Here is a 23,233-nt window from a genome sequence, read left to right as displayed (position 1 = left end):
AGCCGGCCCGCAGGACCTGCTGTTACGCCATGAGCCTTACTTGGCGGCGCGGTGCTCGATCAGATCCTCGACCACCGAAGGATCGGCCAGGGTACTGGTGTCGCCGAGGCCATCACACTCATTGGCGGCAATCTTGCGCAGAATCCGGCGCATGATCTTGCCCGAGCGGGTCTTGGGCAGTCCCGGTGCCCACTGGATATGATCCGGCGAGGCGATCGGGCCGATGTCCTTGCGCACCCACTGGGTCAGTTCCTTCTTGAGCTCGTCGGTGGGTTCGGCCTCGTCGTTGAGGGTCACGTAGATATAGATACCCTGCCCCTTGATGTCATGGGGGAAGCCCACCACGGCGGCCTCGGCCACCGCTGAGTGTGCCACCAGCGAGGACTCGATCTCGGCGGTGCCCATGCGGTGACCGGACACGTTGAGGACGTCGTCCACCCGGCCGGTGATCCAGTAGTAGCCGTCCTCGTCACGGCGACAGCCGTCACCGGTGAAGTAAGTCCCCTCGTAGGTGGAGAAGTAGGTCTGGATGAAGCGCTCGTGGTTGTTCCAGATGGAGCGCGCCTGTCCCGGCCAGGAATCGAGGATGACCAGGTTGCCGTCGGTGGCGCCCTCGAGGCGCTTGCCTTCGTTGTCCACCAGCGCCGGCTGCACACCGAAGAACGGCAGGGTCGCGGAGCCCGGCTTCTGGTCGATGGCACCGGGCAACGGGGTGATCATGATGCCGCCGGTCTCGGTCTGCCACCAGGTATCGACGATCGGGCATTTGCTGTTGCCGATCACCCGGTAGAACCACTCCCAGGCCTCGGGGTTGATCGGCTCGCCCACCGAGCCAAGCAGGCGCAGACTATCCCGAGAGCTGGAGTCCATCACCTTGTCGCCGTGGGCCATCAGGGCGCGCACCGCGGTGGGGGCGGTGTAGAGGATATTGACCTTGTGCTTGTCGACGATCTCGCCCATCCGCCCGTGGGTCGGATAGCTCGGCACCCCCTCGAACATCAGGGTCACCGCACCGTTGGCCAGGGGCCCATAGACGATGTAGCTGTGGCCGGTGACCCAGCCCACGTCCGCGGTGCACCAGTAGACCTCGTCCTCGTGATAGTCGAACACGTACTGGTGGGTGAGGCTGGCGTAGGTCAGGTAGCCACCGGTGGTGTGCTTGAGCCCCTTGGGGGTGCCGGTGGAGCCGGAGGTATACAGGATGAACAGCGGATCCTCGGCGCCCATCTCTTCGGCGGGGCAGTCGATGTCCTGGTCGGCCACGGCGTCGTGGTACCAGACGTCACGTCCCTCGTGCCATTCGATGTCACCGCCGGTACGCTTGACCACCAGCACCTTCTCGGCCACGTCGGTGCCATCACGGGTCAGTGCAGCGTCGACGTTGTCCTTCAGCGGTACCTGCTTGCCACCGCGTACGGACTGGTCGGCGGTGATGATGACCCGTGAGGCAGCGTCCTTGACCCGCTGTGCCAGGGCGTCGGGAGAAAAGCCGCCGAACACCACCGAGTGCACCGCACCGATACGGGCGCAGGCCAGCATGGCCATGGCGGCTTCCGGGATCATCGGCATGTACAGGGTCACGGTGTCACCCTTGCCGATCCCCATGGACTTCAGGGCGTTGGCCAGCTGGCAGGTACGCTCGTACAGCTCGCGGTAGGTGATCACCGAAGATTCGTTCGGATCGTCCCCTTCCCAGATGATCGCCGGCTTGTCGCCACGCTTGTCGAGGTGTCGATCCAGGCAGTTGGCCGCCACGTTGAGGGTGCCATCCTCGAACCAGCGGATATCGACATTGTCGCTGGCGAAGGATACCGACTTGATGGTCTGCGGTGGCTTGATCCAGTCAAGGCGTGCGGCCTGCTCCTTCCAGAAGCCCTCGGGATCTTCCACCGACTGCCGGTAGAGCTTGTCGTAGGTGGCCTTGTCGGCCCAGGCGGTCTTGGCAAACGCATCGGAAACCGGATAGACGTGCTGATGATCGCTCATGGTGCTCTGTCCTTGGATACCCATCGAAGTGAAGAGCCAGCCGCCTGAATAAGAGAGACCGACCGGCGCGAATAACCTGACAGCCAGCATAACGTCGCCAGGCCAGGGTTTCCCCTTAGACATTGGTATGACTATTTTTTTATTTTATAACAAGAGGTTAAGCGCAAATTTCAGCACTTCTTCCCAACCAGGCACAGTCGGCCGCGACAGTGCCGGCAGCGATACTCCTGACCGGCCTGGGCGTTGGCGTGACGCCGTGCCGAGAATCCGTGCTCGCGACAGGCGCAGCGATAGCGATACGGGACAGGGCTCGAGCGGGCGGTATCGAAGCGATGGGTGACCCGGGGGGCCAAGCCGAACAGCCTGAGCATGACGGTCTGCCACTCCCTGCCATGGGGGCGAAAGGTAGGCCCATCTTCCAGGTGCCAGACCAGCCAGTGGGCCACCTCGTGGGGCACCACCTCGGTGAAGAAGGCGTGGCGGTTCTCTTCCAACAACTGGCCATTGAAGCGCAGTCCGCCGCGACCGAAGTGGGCCTGCCCTGCGCCCTTGCCGCGCAGATCGCACCACACCTTCGGCTCCGGCAGCCCAGGATGATAGTCACGACACAGCGCCACCGCCTCCACGACTCTTGCCATCAGCGCCTGGCGCAGGGCAGCGACGTCGAGTGACTGAAGCCAGGCGTCGTCGACGTCGGGCAACACCGGGGTGGGAGAGTCACCGCGAGCGCGCGGGCGAATTGATGGCCGGGTCGAGGTCATGACGCAGTCAGAGTAGGTAAAGGAGTGCTAGAATGCCGCCTCGAACGGGGACGGTAAAGACCACCGTCCAGTCATCCCCTCGCCAAGTGAGCGCCCCATGTCCGACGCCGAAACGCCGCTCCCCCTCCCCTTGCTCGAAGACGACGCTCTGGACCTGCTCGATGACTTTCTCGAGGAGCGCGCCGGTCCCGATGCGCTGGACCTGATCGGCGCCCACGGCTTCCTGGTCGCGCTGGCGGTGGCGCCGCGGGATGTCGAGGCTGCCGCCTGGGTCGCGGAGCTGTTTCACGGCACCCCCGAGTTCGAAAGCGACCAGGAAAGGGAGATCATCCTGGGCCTGCTCGAGCAGCTCAGGACCAACGCTATCGGCGTGCTGGAAGGCGGCGGTCTTCCCGAACTGCCCTTCGAGCTGACGCTGGACGGCATGGCGTCGGAAGAGACGCCCATCGGCGACTGGTGTGCCGGCTTCATGGAAGGCGTCTTCCTCGACGAGGCCGCCTGGTTCGAGGGCGATGAAGAAACCGTGGCCACACTGCTGTTGCCCTTCATGGCGCTGTCGGGACTGTTCGCCGACGAGCCCGACATGGCCGATCTGGCCGGGGAAGGCGAGCGACTCGAGCGCCTGGTCGGTCAGTTGCCGGAACTGGTGCTGGATCTGTACCTGCACTTCCGGGTACCGCCGGACACCCCCAAGCCCAAGCCCCGCGGCAAGGCGCCAGCCGGCGGCAGGGGTGGCAAGGCAGGCCACAAGGGTCATGGCAACAAGGGGCAAGGCAACAAGGGGCAAGGCAACAAGAGCAAGAGCGGCCAGGGCAGACCCCAGGCCAAAGGCCCCAAAGGCAAGCGATAGCGAATAACAGGCCAAGCGATAGCGCGTCACAGGCCAGGCGCTGGTCAGCACCGGAGCAAGCGATAGCCGGCGCCTCAGCGCAAGCGGGTCAGCCAGCCATCAAGGGTGCCGTACAGCCAGGTCCTGATCCTGGCCCACCAGGAGCGGCGCGCCCAGCTTTCCCGGGTGATCTCCCGACTCGCCGCGAAATTGCGCTCGAACAGCGCCGCGACCTCGTCGGCCAGGACGGCGTCCTCGACCTCCTGATTGGCCTCGAGGTTCCACTGCAAGCTCCAGTGGTCGAAGTTGCAGGAACCCAGGCTGACCCAGTCATCGGCGACCACAAACTTGGCGTGGATGAAGCTGGGCTGGAACTCGTAGATGCGCACACCCGCCCGCAGCAACCGAGTGTAGAAGCGTTGCCCAGCGTAGCGGATGCCGGGATGGTCGTGGTCCCGCCCCGGCAGCAGCAGGCGCACGTCGCGGCCCTTGCGCGCCGCACGCTGCAGCCTGAGCCTCAGCCCCAGGGTGGGCACAAAGTAGGGCGTACACAGCCACAGGCGCCGTTCGGCGCGGGCGATTCGCTCCTGCAGTGAGTGGCGAATGGCCTGAAAGCGGTACCCCCGCCCCCAGATCACCCGTGCCCTGACTCCAGGGTCATGGCGCCTCTCGCCACTCGGCGACGGCAGCGCCGGCGCCTGCGGGGCGCCTCTGGTCAGCGGCGAGTTCCACACCTGGGCAAACAGTGCCACCCAGTCGTCCACCACCGGGCCCTCGACACGAACGGCCACCTCGAACCAGGCCGCCAGGAACTCATCGACGGCGCCAAAGCCCCCGGTAAAGGCCAGTCGCTGATCCACCACCACCAGCTTGCGATGATCACGACTGACGTTGCGTCCCAGCGAGTGCCAGCCCAGCGGGTTGAAGTCCCGCAACCACACGCCGGATGCGATCAGGCGTTCTCTATCCTGGCCTGAAAGCCCCATGGCGCCGAAACCGTCCAACAGTAGATAGACGGCGACGCCGCGCTGCGATGCGGCCACCAGCGCCTCGATGACGCGGTCGGCCAGTTCGCCGGACTCCATCAGATAAAGTTCGATCAGCACGCTTTGACGGGCCTCGGCCACCGCCTCGAACAGCGCCGGCAGGAAGCGATCGGCCTCCGGCAATAGATCGACGCGATTATGCTGTCGCCACGCGGTGGTCATGCTGCACGTCTCCCTGGCGGTGTTACATCAAGCGGATATCAAGCAGATCATGGCGCCACCCTACCCGATCGTTATACTGACGGCACGACATGGATGGCCCGCAGACGGTCCTCGCCTACTGCCCCGAACAACGGAATTGCTATGCCTGGCATGCTTCGCGCACCGCTGCGCCGACTCATCGAACTGTGGACCGAGGTTCGGCTGGCGGAACCGACGCCGGATAAACTGGCGCTGGATCCGCAGCTGCCGACGCTCTATGTGCTACCGCGCCCCTCGCTGAGCGACGCCCTGCTGCTGGACAGCTACTGCCAACGTCATGGCCTGCCCCCGGCGCGTGGCCGGTTGGCGCTGCCCGACAGCAACCTGCCGCGCTGCGTGGCGCTGCCGGCACGCCGGTTCCGGCTGTGGCCGGGCCAAGCCACCGGTGTCGCGCCCTTCACCGAGCTGATCACCAGCGACACCCGGATACAGCTGGTGCCCGTCAGTGTGTTCTGGGGGCGAGCCCCGGGCAAGGACTTCGGTCTCTGGCATCTGCTGGCAGCGGACAGCTGGCGCCTGACCGGACGACTGCGGCGAGCGCTGTCGGTGCTGGTCAACGGCCGCGACGTGGAAATCCAGTTCGGCGCCCCGCTGCACCTCGAAGAACTGCATGACGGTGACGCCCCACGCACCAACCGCAAGGCGGCAAGGCTGTTGCGGGTACACTTTCGCCGGGTGCGTACGCGGGTACTGGGGCCGGACCTGTCGCACCGCAGCACGATGATCCAGGGAGTGGTGGCAAGCGACGAGGTGCGTCGGGAGATCGACCAACTGGCAGAGAAGGCCAGCTCACGCAAACGACTCAAGCGACGCGCCAGACGCTATGGCCACGAGATCGCCGCCAACATGACCTATCCGGTGCTGCGCTTTCTGGCCGGCGCCTTGAAGCGGCTGTGGAACCGGCTCTACGACGGCGTCGACGTCAATGGTCTGGAAGAGGTCAAGGCCCTGGCCGAGGATCACACCCTGATCTACGTGCCCTGCCACCGCAGCCATATCGACTACCTGCTGCTGTCCTACGTGCTCTACCGCGAAGGCTTGATGCCGCCCCACATCGCCGCAGGACGCAACCTTGACATGCCGTTGATCGGCCCTTTGCTGAGACGTGGTGGCGCCTTCTTCCTGCGTCGCAGCTTTCGCGACAACCGCCTCTACGGCGCGGTGTTCAACGAATATCTGCACCGCCTGCTGGCCCGGGGCTATCCGATGGAGTACTTCATCGAAGGCGGTCGTTCCCGCAGCGGTCGCATGCTCACGCCTCGTCCTGGCATGCTGGCGATGACACTGCGGTCCTTCCTGCGCTGCCAGCGGGTCGACGAGCGGCCGATGGTCTTTGTTCCGGTCTATATCGGCTACGAGCGTATTCTCGAGAACTCCAGCTACCAGCGCGAACTGGGCGGTGGCAAGAAGCGCAAGGAGTCCCCGCTGGATCTGCTGCGGGTGCTCGGACGTCTGCGCGAGCCCTACGGCCGGGTATCGGTCAATATCGGCGAGCCGCTGCCCATCGGGGGCTTTCTCGATAGCCACGCCCCCGGCTGGCGAGACGACGAGTCGCCGCGCCCCGACTGGCTGGCACCGACGGTCACCACGCTTGGCAGATCCCTGACCCGGCGCATCAATCGGGTGGCGGCGCTGAATGCCATCAACCTGACAGGCCTCGCGCTACTCTCGTCCCCGCACCGCGCCCTGGAGTACGCCACCCTGACCGACCAGCTTGCCCTGCTCTGTCGCCTGGCCGACAGCCCCGCCTGCGGCGAAAGACCCAGCCTGCCCGACGAGTCTCCGGAAGCCTGCATCGCCAGGGCGGTGGACCTGGGCATGGTCGAGCGCCACGCCCATAGCCTGGGAGACATCGTCAGCACCACGCCCGAGCAGGCGGCACTACTGGCCTGGTATCGCAACAACGTGCTGCATCTGTTCGCCCTGCCGGCGCTGGTTGCCTTTGCCTTTCGCAGCCGCCACCAACGCAGCCTGCACGAACTCTGCGACCTGTTGACGCCGCTTTGGCCGCCACTGGCCCGGGAGTTCTGTGTCGATGAAAGCGCGAACATGAAAGAACGCCTCGCGGCCATTCTTGCCGTTCAGGTGGACCTGGGGCTGCTGGAGCGCCATGGCGAAGGCTTTACCCCGGTGGAAAGTCTCGAAGGCAGAGAACGCCTCGAACTGATCGGGCGTATGATCCAGCCATCGCTGGAGCGCAACGCCCTGCTGATCGAGGTGCTGCTGCGATCCGGATCGGGGGCACTGGACCGGGCCACCCTGAAGGAGCGCTCGCGTGCGCTGTCGGAGCGACTTGGTCTGCTCAGCGGTCGCGAGGCGCCGGAGTTCTTCGATCCCAAGCTGTTCGAGACCCTGATCGACACCCTCGAGCACGAAGGCTGGGTGTGGCTCGAGCAGGACCGGCTGCACTTCGACGAGTGCCTCAAGCGCGCGGCCCAGCGGGCCTCACGCCTGCTCGACGCCTCGCTGCGGCGGCGCCTGGCGTTGATCAGCCGTCACCGCGAGGAGGCCGTCGAAGCTCCCTCAGAGGTCAGCGCTCAGCCTTGAGCGAGCGGTGCACGTAGATGTCGTAGCGGCTGGTCTTCTCCTCGAGTCGATGCCTCGGCTCGGGGCCTGCTATGGCAGGCGCCTTGCGCGGACGCTTGACCACCACGCGGTGGCTGGCGACGTCCAGCGCCGCTTCCAGTAGCCGAGGCGCATCGTCATCGTCCCCGGCCAACTCGCGAAACAGCCGCATCTCCTTCTTGACCAGGGCCGACTTGTCGCGGTGGGGGAACATCGGGTCCAGGTGGATCACCTCCGGGGCTACCCCGGCCGCTGCCACGATGGCGCCAAGCTCACGACTGCTGTCGCCATGGGCTAGGTGCATGTGCGCCGCCGCTTCCTGAGTGTCGCTATCCTCCCGCGCACGCCGGAGTCCGTCATCCAGCAGGGCCGCAATGGCGGCTACCCGCTCGATCAACAGCACCTCGGCGCCCAGGCTCGCCAGCACGAAGGCGTCACGGCCTAGACCCGCGGTGGCATCGATGATGCTCGGGGTGACGCCCTTGGCCAGACCACAGGCCCGAGCCACCAGCTGACCGCGCCCACCGCCAAAACGCCGCCGGTGGCCGGCGCGCCCACCGACGAAGTCCACCCACAGTGGCTTGCCATAGCGGGCCTCGTCGCCGACCAGCACCAACCTGCCCTGGTCATCCCGTTCCAGCGCCAGCGCCGCCTCGGGGTCGGTGTCCAGCACGAAGGGCAGCGCCAGGTCAGGGCTCAGTCGGACGCTCACGAGCGCGCCTTTCGCTCGGTCTTCTTCCAGGCCACCTGGTCGCGCAGATAGACGGGCTGGGCGTCGTGGGGACGCTGGGCATCGCCTGCAGCAAAGACTTCGGCGGCCAGACGCACCATGTCCTCGGCGGCAGGATCGACATCACTCACGGTCAGATTGAGGCTGGCCTGGATCTCGGCGGGCATCTGATCCCACAGCGCCCAGCCCGACCCCAGCCCCACCCAATCATGGTCTTCATGCTCGCGGGGCAGCACCAGCCGTTCGGGCGGCAGCACCGCTTCGTCCATCAGTGCCAACGGCCGCCCATCCTCGACCCGCCAGGCGCCGACGTAGATCTCGCCCATGCGGGCGTCCAGCGCGGTGACCATGTAGCGATAGCGATGGCGCAGGTGGCCACCCAGCGCCAGTGCCTCCAGCGTCGACACACCGACCAGCGGCCGGTCCAGCCCGTAGGCCAGCCCCTGGGCCACACCCGCGGCGATTCTCAGTCCGGTGAAGGAACCAGGACCGCGCCCGTAGGCCACGGCGTCCAGCTCGCTGGCCGCCACTCCGGCCTCGGCCAGCACTTCGTCGACCATCGGCAACAGGCGGCGGGTATGCTCTCGCGGGGTCTGCGCAAAACGCGATATCACCTCGTCCGGGCTACCCTCCTGGCGACGCAGCAGGGCCGCGGAGCAGGCGCTCGAAGAGGCGTCGAGGGCCACAATCAAGGTCATGTCAGGCTCATCCTGGTAGTGAATCCGGCACATTATAAACGACTCACGGCCCGCCTTGGGGCGGGCCGTGAGTCGATTGCAGCAAGCGTGGTGCGGTAGATCAGCCTTCGAGGGCCTCGCGCACCTGGCGGGTAATGTCGTCGACACTGCCCACGCCTTCCACGCGATGATAGCGGGGGGCATCTTCGGGCGCCTGCTGGGCCCATTGCTGGTAGTAGCCCACCAGCGGCTCGGTCTGCTCATGGTAGACCGACAACCGATTGCGCACGGTATTCTCGCGATCATCATCACGCTGAACCAGCGCCTCGCCGGTCACATCATCCTTGCCGTCTTCCTTGGGCGGATTGTGGTCCACGTGGTAGACGCGGCCAGATGCCGGGTGGACCCGACGACCCGCCAGACGATTGACGATTTCCTCATCGGCCACGGCGATTTCGAGCACGTGATCGATCTTGACGCCGCCTTCCTTCATGGCATCGGCCTGGGGAATGGTGCGCGGGAAGCCGTCAAACAGGAAACCGTTGGCGCAGTCCGGCTGGGCGATGCGTTCCTTGACCAGGGCGATGATGATGTCATCGGACACCAGTCCACCGGTGGTCATGATTTCCTTCACCTTGAGGCCCAGTTCACTGCCTTCCTTGACCGCTGCACGCAGCATGTCACCAGTGGAAATCTGTGGGATATCGTAGCGCTCACAGATGAATTGGGCCTGGGTGCCCTTGCCGGCACCCGGGGCACCCAAGAGGATCAAACGCATCGTTGGAACTCCTTCGAGAAAGCGAAAAGTCGGGGTGAAGAATGGGTTAAGCGAACAATACCCGTGCCGTCTTGGCGACACAACCTGAGGTTACTCGCAACTCACCGAAAACCTGCAGAAAAAGCGTTTAACATCAAGCTGCTGGCATCTAGATTGCACTTTGGTCAGGAGTCATCAAAGCGTCACGATTCGCCCGGCCTGGCACATCCGTGCGGCACGCCGACAGAGGCGACGGCAGGACGAGAAACGGCGCCTTGCGGCGCCGTTCTGTTCTCGCGTTCGGCCGGAATTACAGCAACAGGCGACGCACGTCGGTCAGCAACTGCCCCAGCAGCGCGGTGAAGCGCGCAGCATCGGCACCGTTGACCGCACGGTGGTCGTAGGACAGCGACAGCGGCATCATCAGTCGCGGCTGAAATTCCGCGCCATTCCATACCGGCTTCATCGACGCCTTGGAGACCCCGAGGATCGCCACCTCAGGCGGATTCACGATGGGCGTGAAGGCGGTACCGCCGATGGAGCCCAGGCTCGAGATGGTGAAGCAACCACCGGTCATCTCGTCACGCTTGAGCTTCTTCGACTGGGCCTTCTTGGCCAGCTCCACCGACTCCTTGGCCAGGTCGATCAGCGACTTCTTGTCGGCATCACGGATCACCGGCACCATCAGGCCATCGGGCGTATCCACGGCGATACCGATGTGCACGTACTTCTTCTGCACCACGGTCTCGCCGTCGGCCTTGAGGCTGACGTTGAACTGCGGGTACTTGTTCAAGGCATGGGCGCACGCCTTGATCATGAACGGCAGCGGAGTCAACTTGGCGCCCTGGGCTTCCGCCTCGGCCTTCATCGACTTGCGGAAGGCCTCGAGCTCGGTGATGTCCGCCTCGTCAAACTGCGTCACGTGGGGGATATTGACCCAGCTGCGATGCAGGTTGTTGGCGCCCATCTTCATCAGGCGGCCCATCGGCTTCTCTTCGATCTCGCCGAACTGGCTGAAGTCCTGATCCGGGATCGGCGGAATGCCCGAACCCCCGGCAGCAGGTGCCGCAGCGGCGTCGCTCTTGCCCTTGCCCTGGTTGGCCATGGCCTGCTTGACGTAGTTCTGCACGTCTTCCTTGAGCACTCGGTCCTTGGGACCGGAGGGCTTCACCAGGGCCAGGTCGACACCCAGTTCGCGGGCCAGCATGCGCACCGCGGGGCCGGCGTGAACATCCTTGCCATCACGCGGCTTGTCGGCCACCGCAGAGCCCTGACCGGATGCCGCCTGCTGCTTGGGTGCATCCTTCTTCGGGGCGTCCTTCTTCGGCGCGTCCTTCTTGGGAGCGTCCTTCTTCGGCGCCTTCTTCTTGGGCGCCGCGCCGGCGACCTCAATATAGCCGATCAGGTCGCCCTCGGAGACGCTGTCGCCTTCCTTCACCGACAGCTCGACCACCTTGCCCTTGAAGGGGCTCGGCACATCCATGGAGGCCTTGTCGGACTCCAGGGTGATCAGGGCGTCCTCGACGTCCACCTCGTCACCTTCGCTGACGGCCATCTCGATGATCGGCACGTCGCTGGAACCGGACAGGTCGGGGACACGAACCTCCTGACGACCACCTTCGGCGGCTTCCTCGTCGGAATCGTCCTCTTCGTCCTGCTCTTCCGGCGCGCTTTCGGCGGACTCGGCTGCACTATCATCGGCAGACGCATCGGCAGACGCGTCATCGCCTTCACCGGCGACTTCCATGGAGCCGATGACGTCACCTTCGGAGACGGTATCCCCTTCCTTGACGTTCAGGCTGACCAGCTTGCCCGCATGAGGACTCGGCACGTCCATGGAGGCCTTGTCGGACTCCAGGGTGATCAGGGTGTCTTCCTCGCCGACCTCGTCGCCTTCGGACACCGCCACCTCGATGATCTCGACGTCGCTGGAGCCACCCAGGTCCGGCACCTTGATCTCGACGGTCTTGCTGCCACCGCCGCTCTTCTTCTTCGGTGCCGGCTTGTCGTCGGACTTGGGCGCTTCCTGCTCGTCGCCGCCGGAATCGGCCTGCGACTCTTCAGCCGAATCGGCGTCGGCGTCAGCATCCTCGTCGGCGTCGCCACCACCTTCGGCCTCGATCTCGACGATGTCATCGCCTTCCGAGACGGTGTCGCCTTCCTTGACCAGAACCTTGAGGACCTTGCCGCCCTTGGGCGCCGGCACGTCCATGCTGGCCTTGTCGGATTCCAGGGTAATCAGGGTGTCTTCCGGCTCGATCACGTCACCTTCGGACACCGCGACTTCGATGATTTCCACATCGGTGTCACCACCGATATCGGGCACTTTGATGATTTCGCTACTCAAGGTCGCGCTCCTTCAAACTCTTGACGGAGGCGGGCCACCGGCCCGCCATGCCACCGGACATTCCAACCGATGCCTTACACCTCGAGCGGGTTGGGCTTGTTCGGGTCGATGTCGTACTTCTTGAGTGCCTCGGCCACGACCTTGCGGTCGATCTCGTCACGATCTGCCAGCGCCTTGAGCGCCGCCACGGTGACGTAGTAGCGGTCGACCTCGAAGAACCGGCGAAGCGCTTCGCGGGTATCGGAGCGACCGTAGCCGTCGGTGCCCAGTACATGATAGTCGGTCGGGACCCAGGCGCGGACCTGATCGGCGTAAAGCTTCATGTAGTCGGTCGAGGCGATCGCCGGGCCCTTGCGCCCTTCCAGGCACTTGGTGACGTGAGGCTTCTCGGGCTTGGCATCCGGGTTGATGAAGGCCTGACGATCGAGCCCCAGGGCCTCGCGGCGCAGCTCATTGAAGCTGGTCACGCTCCAGATGTCGGAGCCCACACCCCACTCCTCGGCCAGCATCTCGGCAGCCGCCTCGACCTCGCGCAGGATGGTGCCGGAGCCCAGCAGCTGGACGTGGCCCTTCTTGCCCTTGGTCTCGCGCAGCAGGTACATGCCCTTGATGATGTCCTCGGCGGGAATCTCCTCGAGCTCGGGGTGCTCGTAGTTCTCGTTCATCAGGGTCAGGTAGTAGAAGCAGTTTTCCTTGTCGGAGAACATCCGCTTCAGACCATCCTGCACGATGACCGCGACTTCGTGCCCGTAGGTCGGGTCATAGGTGCGGCAGTTCGGAATCATCGCTGCCTGCAGCAGGCTGTGACCGTCCTGGTGCTGGAGGCCCTCGCCGTTGAGCGTGGTACGACCGGCGGTACCACCGCACAGGAAGCCGCGAGCCTGCATGTCACCGGCGGCCCAGGCCAGGTCACCGATCCGCTGGAAGCCGAACATCGAGTAGTAGATGTAGAACGGCAGCAGGGTGGTGTTGTTATTCGAGTACGAGGTGGCCGCGGCGATCCAGGCAGACATGGCGCCGGCCTCGGTGATGCCTTCCTCGAGGATCTGACCCTTCTGATCCTCGCGGTAGAACATGATCTGCCCCTTGTCGACCGGCTCGTACTTCTGGCCTTCGGAGGTGTAGATGCCGAGCTGACGGAACATACCCTCCATACCGAAGGTACGCGCCTCGTCGGGGATGATCGGGACCACCCGCTTGCCGATCTTCTTGTCCTTGACCAGGCCGTTCAGGATCCGCACGAAGGCCATGGTGGTGGACACTTCGCGGCCCTTGGAGCCGCCGGTCTGGGAGGCAAAGGTCTTGTCATCGAGGCCGGGAATCTCGAGCGCCTCGAAGTCGTTGCGACGGCTCGGCAGATAGCCACCCAGCTGTTCGCGCCGATAGTGCATGTACTTCATTTCGGGCGAATCGTCGTCCGGCTTGTAGTACGGCACCTCCTTGAGCTGGTCGTCGGAGATCGGGATGCCGAAGCGATCACGGAAACGCTTGAGCGCCTCGTACTCCATGGTCTTGACCTGGTGCGCCTCGTTGGCCGCCTCGCCGTCGCCGCCACCCATGCCGTAGCCCTTGACGGTATGCGCCAGGATCACGGTAGGACGGCCGTTGGGGTTGGTGGTCGCCTCGTGGTAGGCCGCGTAGACCTTGAACGGATCGTGGCCACCGCGATTGAGCTTCCAGATGTCCTCGTCGGACATGTCCTTGACCAGGTCGGCGGTCTCCGGGTACTTGCCGAAGAAATGCTCACGGGTGTAGGCGCCGCCGTTGGCCTTGTAGTTCTGGTAGTCGCCGTCGACCGCCTCATCCATGCGCTTCTGCAGCATGCCCTTCTTGTCCTTCTCGAAGAGCGGGTCCCAGTGACGACCCCAGACGACCTTGAGCACGTTCCAGCCGGCACCGCGGAAGACACCCTCGAGCTCGTCGATGATGCGGGAGTTGCCGCGCACCGGGCCATCGAGACGCTGCAGGTTGCAGTTGACGACGAAGATCAGGTTGTCGAGCTTCTCGCGGCTGGCCAAGTGGATGGCGCCGAGGGATTCCGGCTCGTCACACTCACCGTCGCCCATGAAGCACCAGATCTTGCGATCCTGCATGTCGTGCAGCTCGCGGGAGTGCAAGTACTTCATGACGTGGGCCTGGTAGATCGCCTGGATCGGGCCCAGACCCATGGAAACCGTCGGGAACTGCCAGAACTCCGGCATCAGCCACGGGTGCGGATAGGATGACAGGCCGTTGCCATCGACTTCCTGGCGATAGCTGTCCATCTGCTCTTCGGTCAGCCGGCCTTCGAGGTAGGCGCGGGCGTAGATGCCCGGTGCCACGTGACCCTGGATGTAGATCAGGTCGCCTTCGAAGTCGCCGTTAGGGGCACGGAAGAAATGGTTGAAGCCCACGTCGTAGAGAGTCGCAGAGGACATGAAGCTGGCGATGTGGCCACCCAGTCCCGGCTTCGCCTTGTTGTTGCGAATGACCTGAGCGATGGCGTTGTAGCGGATCACCGAGCGAATACGACGCTCCATGAACAGATCGCCAGGCATCGGGGCCTCGCAGTGCACCGGAATGGTGTTGCGATGCGGGGTGGTGACCGAGAAGGGCACCTGCATGCCGTCCTGGCGATAACGGTCGGCGAGCCGCGTCATCAGGTACCGGGCACGATCCTCGCCCTCACGATCCAGAACAGACTCCAGGGAATCCAACCATTCCTGGGTTTCGACCGGATCGAGATCTTCTCTTGAACCAAGACTCATAGAACGTCTCTCCGAATGACGATGGGGGTCCATTGCCCCACGATCGAGGCCAATGAGCGAGCGGGATAGAGGAGTGATTCCCCGCCCGCCTCGCAGCGTCAGGCATGTAGTAATATTACTAGAATGTCCGTGCCAAACGAGCACGATTGGGCAAGAAGATACCTCAAACGCCCTGCACTGCCAATTGAAGCAGCTATGGAAATATTTTTCAATTACCTCATATTGCACTGCAACACAATGGCTTAACCCAAAGGGGGTATGACTTAAGCGCCTCAAGTCAGCCACTTGTAAACAAACTACCGTTTGACCTGAAGGCAATGGCTCAGGCTATGCCGAAACGATGCATCGCATCTTCCTCTAGCGGTGCTGCAAACAGCGCCGCAGGTACGCCCAGTCGAAGGAGGGGCCCGGATCGGTCTTTCGCAGGGGAGCGATTCGCGCGTGACTGGTCAGTCGTTGGGGGGTGATCTCGGGGTAGGCGTCAAACAGCGCGTGCAGCACCCGGGCCAGGGCGCGGTACTGGGCGTCTCGATAGGGCGACATCTCGTCCCCTTCCAGCTCGATCCCGATCGAGAAGTCGTTGAGCTCGCGGCGCAGGCAATGGCCATCGAACCAGCTGGAGCGTCCCGCGTGCCAGGCCCTCGCCTCGAAGGGCGCAAACTGAACACACTCTCCGTCGCGACGGATCAACAGATGCGCCGAGACCTTGAGCCCGGCGATGCTCGCGAAGTAAGGGTGGGCCTCGGGATCCAGACGGTTGGTGAACAGTTCCTCGATGTGCTCCCCGCCGAATTGCCCCGGCGGCAGACTGATGGAATGCACCACCACCGCCGATACTTCTCGTTCGGGTCGTTCATTGACGTTGGGCGAAGGCACTCGCCTGGCCCCGTCGAGCCACCCGTCGTGACACTGCATGCTGGTGTCTCCATTGTCTGAATATGGGATCGTCACCTCGCCCACTGACGTCGAGGTGCTAGTGCCCCTATAATGTCGGCTCCACGCGCCGCAATACAGAGATACCCATGCACTTTCAGGACGCCCTTGCCGAAGACATCCGCAACAGTGCCGCTCGCCTGCTGGCCGAGGACGTCGGTCCGGTGGACATCACCGCCCAACTGATTCCCGAAAAGCATCTGGGCAAGGCCCGCGTCATCAGCCGCGAGCCGGCGATACTCTGCGGCGTGGCCTGGGTCGACGAGCTGTTCCGCCGCCTCGATCCCCGGGTCGCTCTGACCTGGCATGCCGCGGACGGCGATCGACTGACGCCAGACGAGCCCTTTCTCGAACTGGCAGGCCCCGCTCGCAGCCTGCTGACCGGCGAGCGCGCGGCTCTCAACCTGCTGCAGACGCTGTCGGCCACCGCCACGCGCACCCGCCACTACGTCGACCTGCTCAAGGGCACCGGTGTGCGGCTGCTCGACACCCGCAAGACGTTGCCAGGTCTGCGTATCGCCCAGAAGTACGCGGTGGCCTGTGGCGGTGGCTGCAACCATCGGATCGGCCTCTACGACGCCTTCCTGATCAAGGAAAACCATATCTCGGCCTGCGGCGGCATCGCCGGCGCCGTGAAGGAGGCCCGCAGCATCGCGCGTGACCTGACGGTGGAGGTGGAAGTCGAGACCTTCGAGGAACTGGATCAGGCGCTGGCCGCCGGCGCCGACGTAATCATGCTCGACAACTTCTCACTGGATGACATGCGAGAAGCGGTGCGCCGCGTCGCAGGCCAGGCGACGCTGGAGGCGTCCGGCAATGTCGACGAGACGACGCTGAAAGCCATCGCCCAGACAGGTGTCGACTGCATCTCGAGCGGTGCACTGACCAAGGACGTGAAGGCCATCGACCTGTCCATGCGCATGGTCGAGGAAGGCCCGGCGGGCTGAGGCCCTGCCCGTTTCGACAAGCGATCCCCCGGCCTGGACCCTGGCCCATGCCTGGGGGCTATTCTTGAAGGGCACTCTCGGGGGCACTCCTGGAGATTACTCTCAGGGGGCTTTCCAGCGGGGTCACTCCAGCGGGGGTCACTCCAACGGCTTGCTCATGCATAGCCGTGGCAGCAGCTCTCCGGCGCGCTCGACCCACTCTTCACCGTGGGATTCCCAGCCGGCGTCGAGCAGTGGCTCTGCCAGCATCAGGCTGGCTTCGATGATCATACGCCGGGCGCCGGCGTTTCTCAGGCGCTCCTCGGCAAGCGACAGCAAGCGGCCGCCGATGCCCTGGCCGGTCAGCGAGGGCCACACATAGAGCGTCTCGACGCGCGCGCGACCGGGGTCCAACTCGACAAAGCCGACGCAGCGACCGTCACACTCGGCCACCAGGGTAGTAAACAATGCCTGGCGAGCACGCCAGGCGGAACCGTCCCTGGGCAGCGCCGAAGCCCAGGCCTGACGCTGGGCCAGACTGTAGTGGCGACTGGCCCCCATCATGACGGCGTGATAGAACACTTCGGCCTGATCCGAGCCATCCTTGGCGAGGGCCTCACGATAGTGAATACGGGAACGTCGCTCGACCGGCATGGCTTGCGACATTCTGGGTTCGGACATGTAGGGAACTCCTGCAGGAGTGGAGATGGATAATCCGGCGCGTCGAGGTTCGCCAAGCCTAATCAGATAACGGGCGCGATCCAACACTCCTGACCACCCTGATGCCCGGCGACGCTGTTTCATGCCCAACTGGAGCTTTGTCATGTCACGATACCTGCAAGCACGTTGCTGGAGTCATTCAGGTCACCCCTGAGCCACTTCCTGCGTCATCAGAGTTTCGACATCAAAGCATCGATGTAACAGCATCCACCTCAACGCCTCGACATCAGAGCCTCACCAGATCATGCCCGACGACTTCTATACCCTGACGCCCATCGGCACCATACGCAGCGACTTCCCGGACAAGTTCGGCGTACCCCGTCAGCCAGGGCTTGCAGAAGATGCCAGAGCTCGTCTGGTGCTGGAGGGCGACTTCGCCGATCCCATGGCCGTGCGTGGGCTGGAGGGGTTCAGCCACCTGTGGCTGACCTTCATCTTTCACCTTAGTCCGCCCCACTGGAAAGCGATGGTCCGTCCGCCTCGACTGGGAGGAAATGCACGAATAGGCGTATTTGCCAGCCGCAGCACCCACCGCCCCAACCGTCTCGGGCTCTCGCTGGTGGAGTTGATCGACGTCGATACGCGCGACGGCGTCAGCCTGGTGCTCAAGAGCGCCGATCTGGTCGACGGCACACCAGTGGTGGATATCAAGCCATACCTGCCCTGGGCCGAGAGTCGCCCTGACGCCCGTACCGGTTTTGCACCTGAAGCGCCGACGCAGCATCCGGTGGTGTTCTCGGCCGAGGCCGAAGCGGTGCTTTCCAGCAGCGACAACGATGGTTCCTTGCGTCGCTTGATCGCCCAGGTCCTCGCCCAGGACCCGCGCCCCGCCTATCGCAGCAAGGGCAGTGACGACGATCGCCAGTACGGCGTCAGCCTGAGAGGTTTCAACGTGCGTTTTCGCGCCGAAAACGACAAGGGCGCCCTGCGCTTTCGCGTGGACGCCCTTGAAACCCGACCGGAACCAGGACGAAACGACTGACCCGCTATGCTCGCAACTCGACTGGCCGCAGCATCATATGCCGCTACTTCGACGTCCGCGCCCCCTGTCATTGCACATCGACGCCGATCACCATCCGTGATCGCGACACCGTCAGTACCGCTGTGTCTTGCGACACAGCCGCACCCAAGGTGAACGACCAGGTTTTCGTTTGACCTGCCCACTGGTCTCAATCGATGACCCCGGAGATTCCCAGACCGATCGTTGGGCCACCGTGGGAGGCGCCAATCCCCATCCCGACACTCCAGCGGCCAGTATCAGCGGTTCGTCGTACGCTCACACCTAGTGCCGATTCTCCGTTGTAGTAGCCAGTCCCCACATGATAGGTGAGCTTTCCTGCGACATAGGGGGCATCGCCCATGGCGGCCAGGGCCGCGATCCCCGCACTGGCATCTCGCTCTACTTCGTCAATCTTGTGGTCGAGTTGGTTGTAGTCGGAAGTGAACTTACGGTTCAGTTCGTTGAGCTGCGACATGTTGACCGCGTCGGTGGGTGCCGAACCGGCAGCCACGTTGTGCAACTGGGTGGGGCCACTGCCATTGCCCAGGCTGACAGAGTGGTAGTCGACGCTGCCATCCTCGCTACGATCGTAGTTGACCGCTCCCTCTTGCACGGCACTGAGCTGGCGCACATTGACCGCATCGGTGTCCTCGGTGCCCCCCGCGACGTGGGTGATCTGACGTTCACCACCCTCGCTGCCGACCGCAACAGCTCCCTTGGATGACTCCACCGCCACGTGCGAAAAGGCTTCCTCCTCCCCCTTCATGCCTTCTCTATCGGCCACAGCGCCATCACCAAGTGCAACACCTCCTTCAGCTTGTGCCTTGGCGCCACCTCCGATGGCAACGGTGTCTGCAGCACTGGTAGTGGCAGCGTCTCCCTGCGAATTCGCCTGGAAGTACTTGGTGTCCTGACCACTCAGTGCCAGGTCGCCGATATCCTCCATCAAGTCCCAGATCTGACCACCATTGACCGCATCGGTACTGCCTTGATGGATATCGCCTTCGGCCAGATTGCTGATCACGGTACCACCGTCGGCACCAGCCAGAGTGATCTTTCCCTGGTTGGAATCTGGGTCATATTGCACTACATTCTGGGCCGGGTTGCCACTGCCGCCCCCCAAGCTGTCGAGGGTCGTCTGGATATCACCGACATCGCCTTCAAGATTGGTGAGACGACCATTGGTGGCGTGGAGCTGACTGCCGTTGACCGCCTCTAGACTGGTGTCGGAAAGCGACCCATCCGCAATATTACCGAGCACGGTACCGCCGAAGGCTCTACCAGGCGACTTCAGGGTTACGTGGTTCCAGTCGACGCTGCCGTCGTTGAAGTGGTCATACGCCACCACTTCCTCAAGCGCCTTATTGGTCGCATGGAGCTGGCTGCCATTGACCGCATCGGTACTGGTAGCGGAGATTCGACCCGCGGCCAGGTGGGTCAAGGTTCGCTCCTGCCCTTCGTCACCGATGCTGACGGTAGCAATGGGGTTTGTGCCGGCGTATTCATGCTGTTCACCGAAGATTATGCCTGACTCGGTGCCTATTGCCTCCTGTGAGGTCGACTGGGCCCCCAGCGCCACATCCATAGCCTGATTGGCGCTGGCTCCAGCACCCAGGGCCATCGCCTGCTCGCCCGAGGACACTGCCGTACTACCGACCGCAATCGCATCTTCCAGCAGGGTGTGGCTCTGGTCGCCAATGGCAACCGCACCGGCTGCCCCTATCTCCACCTTGGCGCTCACCCCCATACCGATGGCGTCATCGCCATTGACCGTGGTATCAGGCCCAATGGCGATGGAGCCTTCGCCGGTGGCGAGGGCGTCGACTTCCCCTCCCCCGTTGGCATGAAAATACAGCGATCCCGTATCCGAGAGCGACCCCACGGCCCCCTTGAGCTGACGCATGGTCACCGCATCGTGATCCTCGATACCATCGGCGATGTTGATCAACTGGCGATACTCACCGTCCCGACCCACGGAGACCGCTCCCATTAGATCGGCGTCCGAAGTGTTGTACTGAATGGTGGCATTGCCCACGACGATCTGGCCGGAGACCTTCGCCACCTCGCGGTTCGCGATCGCTCCGCTGCCCAGTGCCACGCCGCCAAACACCTAGCTTGAAGCGCCATTGCCGATGGCCACCGCATTGGTTGCCGACGACACCGCCGCCGGCCCCATCGCGAGGCTGTCGGTGCCGCTGGCACTGGCGCCGCTGGCGGAAGAGTTGGCCTGGTAGTACGCGCTGTCGGCGGCGATATCCCCCAGGTTGGTGGTGAGATTGGTGATATCGCCTTCGTTCTGGGTCACCCGCACATTGGTCGCGTTCAACTGACGGCCGGTGACCGCATCGGTGCTGTCGGTGGACAGGGTGGCGTCGGTCAGATTGGTGATCCGGGTACCGGCATCACCGGCCAGGGTGATACTGCCCTCATTGAGCGTGCCGTCGTCGCTACGGTCGTAGACCACCGCGCCGGCCGACAGATCGCCCAGGTTGGTGGTGAGATTGGTGATATCGCCTTCGTTCTGACTGACTCGAGCATTGGTCGCGTTCAACTGACGACCGGTGACCGCATCGGTGCTGTCGGTGGACAGGGTGGCGTCGGTCAGATTGGTGATTCGGGTTCCGGTATCACCGGCCAGGGTGATGCTGCCCTCATTGAGCGTGCCACCGGTGCCGCGGTCGTAGACCACTGCGCCCTCGGCCAGATTCCCCAGGTTGGTGGTGAGGTTGGTGATATCGCCTTCGTTCTGACTGACTCGAGCATTGGTCGCGTTCAACTGACGGCCAGTGACCGCATCGGTGCTGTCGGTGGACAGGGTGGCGTCGGTCAGATTGGTGATTCGGGTGCCGGTATCACCGGCCAGGGTGATGCTGCCCTCATTGAGCGTGCCACCGGTACCGCGGTCGTAGACCACTGCGCCCTCGGACAGATCCCCCAGTGCCTGATTGGTGGCATGGAGCTGGCTGCCGTTGACCGCGTCGGTACTGGTGGCCGAGAGTCGACCTGCTGCCACGTGGGTGATGGTGCGCTCGCTGCCACTGGTGCCCACGCTGACCGTACCGGTCGGGCTGCTGCCGGCCAAGGCGTAGTCAGTACCGGCCACGGTGGCCGTGGTGGTGGCCACCGCCGCTTCCGTGGTGGCACCGTTACCCAAGGCTACGCTGTTGGCGACGCTGGCCTTCGCGCCATTGCCGATGGCCACCCCATTGGTTGCCGACGACACCGCCGCCGGCCCCATCGCCAGGCTGTCGGTGCCGCTGGCACTGGCGCCGCTACCGCTGGATTTGGCCTGGTAGTACGCGCTATCGGCGGCGATATCCCCCAGGTTGGTGGTGAGATTGGCGATATCGCCTTCGTTCTGAGTCACGCGCACATTCGTCGCGTTCAACTGACGACCGGTGACCGCATCGGTGCTGTCGGTGGACAGGGTGGCGTCGGTCAGATTGGTGATTCGGGTACCGGCATCGCCGGCCAGGGTGATGCTGCCCTCATTGAGCGTGCCTCCGGTGCCGCGGTCGTAGACCACCACGCCGTCTGACAGATCTCCCAACGCCTGCACGCCTTCCGACAGTTCTCCCAGCGCCTGATTGGTGGCGTTCAGCTGACTGCCGTTGACGGCATCCGTGCTGGTGACAGCTAACCGTCCGGCCGCTACGTGGGTAATAGTACGCTCGACGCTGGCTACCGCATTGCCCCCGCTATCGGTCGTTGCCGCCGCGCCAAGGCTCAGAGTGCCTGTCGGTGCCGCACCGGCGAAACTGTAGCTCTTGCCCGCGATGGTAGCCTGGGTGGTTCCCACCACCGCCTCGGTGGTGGCGCCGTTTCCCAAGGCCACGCTGTTGGCCACGCTGGCCTTGGCATTGGTACCGATGGCAATGGCATTGCTGGCGGACGCCTCTCCGGAATCACCGAGCACCATGGAGTAGTTGCCACTCGCTTTCGACCAATTTCCCACTACATTGGTAGCGGCGCCGGCGACGGTATTTTGAAGACCTACTACATTGGCACCAGTAGCAGTCGATGACAGCGTGTTACTTGAGCCGAAAACACCGGAAAAATCGCTGGTCACGTTATTGGTATTGCCAACGACCCGGACTGCATTGCCTTGAACGGTATTGTTGAGACCAATCGCAGACGCATATGTCGATGCGCCTTCGATCTTGTTGGAAGTACCAATGGCAATCGCGTTCTTGGCGCCTGTCGATGTGGAGTTGCTCTCACCCAATGCAAGGCTATTGTCGCCATTGGAAACGTTGAGATGGCCAACACTGACACTTTTCGCGCCGTTGGCAACACTGCCTGATCCCAGTGCCGTGGAGTGGCCGCCTGTCGCTTTAGCCGTGGCACCAAGTGACGTCGCATTGGTCGCACTGGAGGTCGCCTTTGCGCCAATAGCAAGACTCGAGGTGGCGCTGGCAACGGACCCTCCGGTCAGGTCTCCGCCAATGGCAATGGCGTTCACACCTTTCGCTTGTGCGCCGTTTAATCGAGCGACCGTGCCGCTAGACAGTGCCCCGCCACCGATAGCAACGCCATTCTTGCTTGTCACGTAGGCCCCACGCCCGATCGAGACACCGGCCAAACCGCTGGTAACAGCCTGATCGCCCAGGGCAATACCAGAATCTGCCGCCGTACTCGTGGTCGCATAGTAGCCCATCGCGATAGAGGCATCACCATCGCCAACGGCACCGGTGCCTATATGGATGGCAGATGCTCCCGCAGCGGGCTGGATGCCCACCGGCGCCAGATAACGATTGACGACAAACTGTTCAGGCTTGTCGGCAGGCGTCGACGTCTCACCAGGCATGACGCATCTATCTTTAGTCGGTGACGTCAGAGGTATCATTGCCTCCTCTGACGCTATGTTGCCGACTTCACCTGCCACCGTCGGACAGTCATCAACGAGGGGGCCAGCCTCCGCTTTACTCGACCCCAGCCCAGGCGTGACAGCCGATAGAGACATCAGGATACAGGTGATAAAAACGCTTTTTGTCCCACTTCTTGCTGT

16 protein-coding genes and 1 pseudogene are annotated in these 23,233 nt (G+C 63.6%); 4 read left to right on the top strand and 13 right to left on the bottom strand.

Going from position 1 to position 23,233, the window contains the following annotated elements; translation table 11 throughout:
• Nucleotides 1–36: 36 nt before the first annotated feature.
• Together acs and C6W88_RS10350 are read right to left on the bottom strand one after the other, a co-directional pair.
• Complete coding sequence (gene acs / locus C6W88_RS10355) at nt 37–1,986, bottom strand: acetate--CoA ligase (RefSeq protein ID WP_108132385.1); 1,950 nt, start codon at nt 1,984–1,986, stop codon at nt 37–39.
• A 170-nt stretch (nt 1,987–2,156) separates the two neighbouring features.
• A complete protein-coding gene (locus tag C6W88_RS10350; protein ID WP_045992825.1) occupies nt 2,157–2,747 on the bottom strand; it encodes a SprT family zinc-dependent metalloprotease in 591 nt (196 codons plus the stop codon).
• A gap of 97 nt (nt 2,748–2,844) precedes the next feature.
• Between C6W88_RS10350 and C6W88_RS10345 the strand changes: the two genes are divergently transcribed.
• Nucleotides 2,845–3,597: a YecA/YgfB family protein gene (locus C6W88_RS10345; protein ID WP_108132384.1), complete on the top strand. Its 753-nt coding sequence runs from the start codon at nt 2,845–2,847 to the stop codon at nt 3,595–3,597.
• Nucleotides 3,598–3,671: 74 nt separating this feature from the next.
• Here the strand turns inward: C6W88_RS10345 and C6W88_RS10340 are convergent, their stop codons facing one another.
• Nucleotides 3,672–4,784 carry a phospholipase D-like domain-containing protein gene (locus C6W88_RS10340; RefSeq protein ID WP_108132383.1) on the bottom strand — a complete coding sequence of 371 codons (1,113 nt, stop codon included), beginning with the start codon at nt 4,782–4,784 and terminating at the stop codon, nt 3,672–3,674.
• Between the two features lie 141 nt (nt 4,785–4,925).
• Between C6W88_RS10340 and plsB the strand changes: the two genes are divergently transcribed.
• The gene (gene plsB, locus C6W88_RS10335) at nt 4,926–7,370 is read left to right on the top strand and encodes a glycerol-3-phosphate 1-O-acyltransferase PlsB (protein ID WP_108132382.1); all 2,445 of its coding nucleotides are present in this window, start codon (nt 4,926–4,928) and stop codon (nt 7,368–7,370) included.
• On the opposite strand, the gene C6W88_RS10330 is transcribed toward plsB, so the two are convergent.
• The 6 genes from C6W88_RS10330 to ampD form a co-directional block, all read right to left on the bottom strand.
• A complete protein-coding gene (locus C6W88_RS10330; RefSeq protein ID WP_045992845.1) occupies nt 7,354–8,070 on the bottom strand; it encodes a class I SAM-dependent methyltransferase in 717 nt (238 codons plus the stop codon). The two genes, plsB and C6W88_RS10330, sit on opposite strands and share 17 nt — an antisense overlap.
• 26 nt (nt 8,071–8,096) lie before the next feature.
• Nucleotides 8,097–8,816: a tRNA (adenosine(37)-N6)-threonylcarbamoyltransferase complex dimerization subunit type 1 TsaB gene (gene tsaB / locus C6W88_RS10325; RefSeq protein ID WP_108132381.1), complete on the bottom strand. Its 720-nt coding sequence runs from the start codon at nt 8,814–8,816 to the stop codon at nt 8,097–8,099.
• 100 nt (nt 8,817–8,916) lie between these two features.
• Complete coding sequence (gene adk / locus C6W88_RS10320; protein WP_045992828.1) at nt 8,917–9,573, bottom strand: adenylate kinase; 657 nt, start codon at nt 9,571–9,573, stop codon at nt 8,917–8,919.
• A gap of 289 nt (nt 9,574–9,862) precedes the next feature.
• Entirely contained in the window at nt 9,863–11,899 is a 2,037-nt protein-coding gene (aceF, locus tag C6W88_RS10315) for a pyruvate dehydrogenase complex dihydrolipoyllysine-residue acetyltransferase (protein ID WP_108132380.1), read from the bottom strand.
• Between the two features lie 74 nt (nt 11,900–11,973).
• Complete coding sequence (gene aceE, locus C6W88_RS10310; RefSeq protein ID WP_108132379.1) at nt 11,974–14,646, bottom strand: pyruvate dehydrogenase (acetyl-transferring), homodimeric type; 2,673 nt, start codon at nt 14,644–14,646, stop codon at nt 11,974–11,976.
• 357 nt (nt 14,647–15,003) lie between these two features.
• A complete protein-coding gene (gene ampD / locus C6W88_RS10305) occupies nt 15,004–15,561 on the bottom strand; it encodes a 1,6-anhydro-N-acetylmuramyl-L-alanine amidase AmpD (protein ID WP_108132378.1) in 558 nt (185 codons plus the stop codon).
• A 107-nt stretch (nt 15,562–15,668) separates the two neighbouring features.
• On the opposite strand from ampD, the gene nadC reads away from it, so the two are divergent.
• Complete coding sequence (gene nadC, locus C6W88_RS10300; RefSeq protein WP_108132377.1) at nt 15,669–16,526, top strand: carboxylating nicotinate-nucleotide diphosphorylase; 858 nt, start codon at nt 15,669–15,671, stop codon at nt 16,524–16,526.
• A 138-nt stretch (nt 16,527–16,664) separates the two neighbouring features.
• On the opposite strand, the gene C6W88_RS10295 is transcribed toward nadC, so the two are convergent.
• Entirely contained in the window at nt 16,665–17,186 is a 522-nt protein-coding gene (locus C6W88_RS10295) for a GNAT family N-acetyltransferase (RefSeq protein ID WP_045992833.1), read from the bottom strand.
• A 283-nt stretch (nt 17,187–17,469) separates the two neighbouring features.
• Here C6W88_RS10295 and tsaA point away from each other — a divergent pair, with 283 nt between their 5' ends.
• Nucleotides 17,470–18,207, top strand: a complete 738-nt coding sequence (gene tsaA / locus C6W88_RS10290) for a tRNA (N6-threonylcarbamoyladenosine(37)-N6)-methyltransferase TrmO (RefSeq protein WP_108132376.1) — start codon at nt 17,470–17,472, stop codon at nt 18,205–18,207.
• A gap of 187 nt (nt 18,208–18,394) precedes the next feature.
• Here the strand turns inward: tsaA and C6W88_RS10285 are convergent, their stop codons facing one another.
• The 3 genes and pseudogenes from C6W88_RS10285 to C6W88_RS22075 form a co-directional block, all read right to left on the bottom strand.
• Nucleotides 18,395–20,323 carry a YadA-like family protein gene (locus C6W88_RS10285; protein ID WP_146164651.1) on the bottom strand — a complete coding sequence of 643 codons (1,929 nt, stop codon included), beginning with the start codon at nt 20,321–20,323 and terminating at the stop codon, nt 18,395–18,397.
• 12 nt (nt 20,324–20,335) lie between these two features.
• A complete protein-coding gene (locus tag C6W88_RS21650; RefSeq protein WP_197037101.1) occupies nt 20,336–22,144 on the bottom strand; it encodes a beta strand repeat-containing protein in 1,809 nt (602 codons plus the stop codon).
• 351 nt (nt 22,145–22,495) lie between these two features.
• Nucleotides 22,496–22,882 (bottom strand): annotated as a pseudogene (locus tag C6W88_RS22075) (hypothetical protein); the annotation flags it as partial.
• Nucleotides 22,883–23,233 lie beyond the last annotated feature (351 nt).

The sequence above is a fragment of the Halomonas litopenaei genome (assembly GCF_003045775.1).
GTDB lineage: Bacteria > Pseudomonadota > Gammaproteobacteria > Pseudomonadales > Halomonadaceae > Halomonas > Halomonas litopenaei.
The sequence above is the reverse complement of the archived record's forward strand: the minus strand, read 5'-3'. Positions and strand labels throughout refer to the sequence as shown.